A 3,124-nucleotide genomic window follows, 5' to 3' on the forward strand; every position below is an offset into this window, starting at 1 on the left:
GTTCCCAGGGGCTCCCCCCCTGACCCCGGTACCGGGCGCTGCGCGCCCGGTACGCTCAAACGCCGCGCGGGCTGGAAATTCGCTGCGCGAATTCCAGCCCCGCCGGCGTCTGAGGCGCGGGTCCGGGCAGCGCCCGGGGAACGGGCGAAGGGCGGGTAGGGGAGCCGCACCGCGCAGCGGCCGGCCACCCGGGCCCGGCTCAGCGGCACCCCCCCCACGCGCCTGGAGAAGGCGTGGCCGGCCACGGACCGGCCGCGCGAGCGGCGCGTCAGGGAGGGGCGATCACCGGGAGGTCCGCCGCGCGCCACGCCTGGAAGCCGCCCGTGAGGTCGGTCGCCCGCCGCAGCCCCAGCGCGTGCAGCGACGCCGCGGCCAGCGAAGACGCGTAGCCCTCGTTGCAGATCACCACCACCCGCAGGTCGTGCGAGACGGCCTCCGGGAGGCGGTGGGAGCCCAAGGGGTCCAGCCGCCACTCCAGTTCGTTGCGCTCCACGACCACCGCCCCCGGGATCACTCCGTCCCGGTCGCGCAACGCCTGGTAGCGGATGTCCACCAGCAGGGCCCCGTCCAGCGACGCCTCGTACGCCTCCCGCGGGCCGACGCGGTCGTACGTCGCGCGGACCCGCTCCAGCAGCTCGTCGATGCCCACGGCGCTCACTGCCAGTCCGCCGGGCGCTCGACGTGCTCCAGCCGCAGCACCGGACCGCTGCGGCCGTACCGCCGGATCAGCGGCAGCGGCGGGTAGTACGCGTGGACCGACACCGCGTGCTCGGTGGCGGAGCCGTTCAGCACCTCGTGGACGTGGTGCTCGCCGAAGGCCCGGCCGCTGAGCGCTCCGAGGCTGCGGGTGCGGTCCACCCCGGGGGCCAGTTCGAGGCTCTGCCAGCCCTCCGAGGGCAGGCGCACGGTCAGGGAGTGCTCGATGAGCCGGCCCCGCGCGGTGGCGAACGCGCCGCGGGACTCGGCGTGGTCGTGCCAGCCGGTGCCGGTGCCCGGCGGCCAGCCGATCAGCCAGGCCTCGCTGCCGCCGGGACCGTCGAGCCGGATCCAGGTGCGGCCCTCCGGGTCGAGGGGGAGCGAGTCGACGATCTCGGTGTCGGAGGCGGTGCGCAGCGCGAAGGCGAGGAGTTCCGCCGCAGTCGGAGCCGCGGAGCGGGCAGGGGCGTGCGTGGACACGGGAGAAGGCATGGGTGGTGACCGTCCTGGGGGTTCGCGGAGGTGCGCGCCTACCCGGAAAGGGCACGGGGGCGCGCGGAGGAAGGGCGAATCAGCAGGAGGGGCGACACACGCAGCCCGCGTAGCGGAGCAGGTCCATGTGAACCCTCCGCCACAGGCGTACGTCGTTGCCGGTCATGTCCGCGAGTGAACCACGGGCCCCCGAGGACGGTCAATCGATCACAGGAGCGGGTGTCGCCGCAGCCCCCGCCGGGGCCCCCGCGCGGACGGCGTCGGCCGCCTCGTACAGCTCGGCCGGCCGGACGCCCGCGAACGTGGCCGCCAGGTGTCCGTCGGCCCGGACCAGGAGCACGGTGTGCGCCGGCGCCCCCGGATAGCCGTCGGCGACCAGCAGGTCGGCCGGCACCGGCAGGGCGCTCACGGCCGCCGCCAGCCGGGGCATCAGCCCGGCGCCCAGCCAGTGCCGCCGGTCCCACACCCCGGTGCCCGGCGCGACCAGCAGCACCAGCAGCCGGCCCCGCCCCAGCAGGTCGCGCAGCGGGACGGTGGCTCCGTCGGGCGCGGTCACGGGTACGTTCGCCACGGGCCCGCCCGGCTCGGTCGCCGTCGGGACCTCGCGTACGGCCACCGGCGGCGCGTACACCGGCGGCGCACCCAGCGGGCCCCGGCCCAGGTGGCCGTCGGTCAGCAGGGTTTCGGCGGACCGGCCCGTCCCCGGCAGCAGGGTGCGCAGGCCGCCCCCGCCGCGCAGTACGGGAACGGCCTGGTCGGCGGCGCGCAGCCGGGCGGCGACGGCGGTGCGCCGTTCGCCCTCGTAGCTGTCGAGGAGGGCCTCGGAGGCGCCCTGGTGCCAGGCCAGGGCGAGCTTCCAGGCGAGGTTCTCCGCGTCGCGCAGCCCCTCCTCGACGCCCTGGGTGCCGAGCGCGCCCAGCAGGTGCGCGGCGTCCCCGGCGAGGAAGGCCCGGCCGTCGCGCCAGCGCCGGGCGAGCCGGTGGTGCAGGGTGTGCACGCCGGTGTCGATCAGGTCGTACGGGGGCGTCCTGCCGCCGCACCACAGGGCCAGGGTGTCCCGGATGAGGGTGACGAGGGCGTCCGGCGTGACGAGTTCCCCCCGGGCGGCCAGCAGCCAGTCCAGCCGCCACACCCCGTCGGGCAGCGGCCGGGCGGTGATCTCCTCGGGCCCGGACGGCGGGCTGCGGTGCAGCAGCGCTTCGCCGGGCCAGGGCAGTTCGGCGCGCAGCGCGGCCACGGCGTGCCGCTCGACGGCGGTCCGGCCGGGGAAGCGGATGCCGAGCAGCTTGCGCACCGTGGAGCGGGCCCCGTCGCAGCCGACCAGGTGGCTGCCGCGCCACCAGGTGCTCTCGGTGCCCCGGGTGCGCGCGGTGACCCCGCGTTCGTCCTGCTCGAAGGAGTCCAGCTTGGTGCCGGTGACCAGCTGGACCAGGGGGTGCGCCGCGGCGGCGTCGCGCAGTCCGCGCGTGAGGGCGTGCTGCGGCAGGTGCAGGGGGGCGCTCTGGCCCTCGAAGGTGATCCGCCGGGACTCCTGACGGCGCCTCATCGTCCGCCAGGCCGCGTACGGGACGCCCTCGTCGCGCAGGGTCGTACAGCCCAGCCGGTGCGCCATGGCGGCGGTGTCGGAGTGCAGGACGACGCTGCGGGCGGGCCGCGGCTCGTCCTTGCCGGGCCCCTCGTCGAGCAGGACGCTGGGCACTCCGTGGCCGGCCAGGGCGAGGGACAGGGACAGCCCGACGGGCCCCGCGCCGACGACGATCACCGGGTCCATGATGCGGCTTCCGATGTCCGGTATGTGATCACAGAACGTATGCAACCCACTGAAGGTTCCTACGTCAAGTGACACCGGCCCCGGACAGCAGCGTGTGGTGGGGGGGGGGGGGTGTCGGCCCCACACGCCGCCCCCCCCAAAACCAAGACCCAGAGAAAACCCATG

Annotated in this window: 4 protein-coding genes; all 4 read right to left on the reverse strand. The window is 76.2% G+C overall.

The genetic code is table 11. The features are described 5' to 3' along the window. Positions 1-268: 268 nt before the first annotated feature. Complete coding sequence (locus tag AB0D45_RS26875) at positions 269-664, reverse strand: rhodanese-like domain-containing protein (RefSeq protein WP_362463653.1); 396 nt, start codon at positions 662-664, stop codon at positions 269-271. Next, entirely contained in the window at positions 655-1,188 is a 534-nt protein-coding gene (locus tag AB0D45_RS26880; RefSeq protein ID WP_361607287.1) for a cysteine dioxygenase, read from the reverse strand. Before AB0D45_RS26880 ends, AB0D45_RS26875 begins: the two co-directional genes overlap by 10 nt. Positions 1,189-1,267: 79 nt before the next feature. Then, a complete protein-coding gene (locus tag AB0D45_RS26885) occupies positions 1,268-1,354 on the reverse strand; it encodes a putative leader peptide (protein WP_311318651.1) in 87 nt (28 codons plus the stop codon). A gap of 33 nt (positions 1,355-1,387) precedes the next feature. Next, on the reverse strand, positions 1,388-2,959 hold the full coding sequence (locus AB0D45_RS26890; protein ID WP_362463594.1) for an FAD-dependent monooxygenase: 1,572 nt from the start codon (positions 2,957-2,959) through the stop codon (positions 1,388-1,390). Positions 2,960-3,124 lie beyond the last annotated feature (165 nt).

Origin of the sequence: Streptomyces sp. NPDC048352 (assembly GCF_040651895.1) — a bacterium.
In the GTDB taxonomy this organism is placed as follows: domain Bacteria; phylum Actinomycetota; class Actinomycetes; order Streptomycetales; family Streptomycetaceae; genus Streptomyces.

What these genes read in the sequence shown, in the direction of transcription:
- AB0D45_RS26880 (WP_361607287.1), bottom strand. Translation starts at nt 1,188, where the DNA reads ATGCCTTCTCCCGTGTCCACGCACGCCCCTGCCCGCTCCGCGGCTCCG.
- AB0D45_RS26885 (WP_311318651.1), bottom strand. Translation starts at nt 1,354, where the DNA reads ATGACCGGCAACGACGTACGCCTGTGGCGGAGGGTTCACATGGACCTG.
- AB0D45_RS26890 (WP_362463594.1), bottom strand. Translation starts at nt 2,959, where the DNA reads ATGGACCCGGTGATCGTCGTCGGCGCGGGGCCCGTCGGGCTGTCCCTG.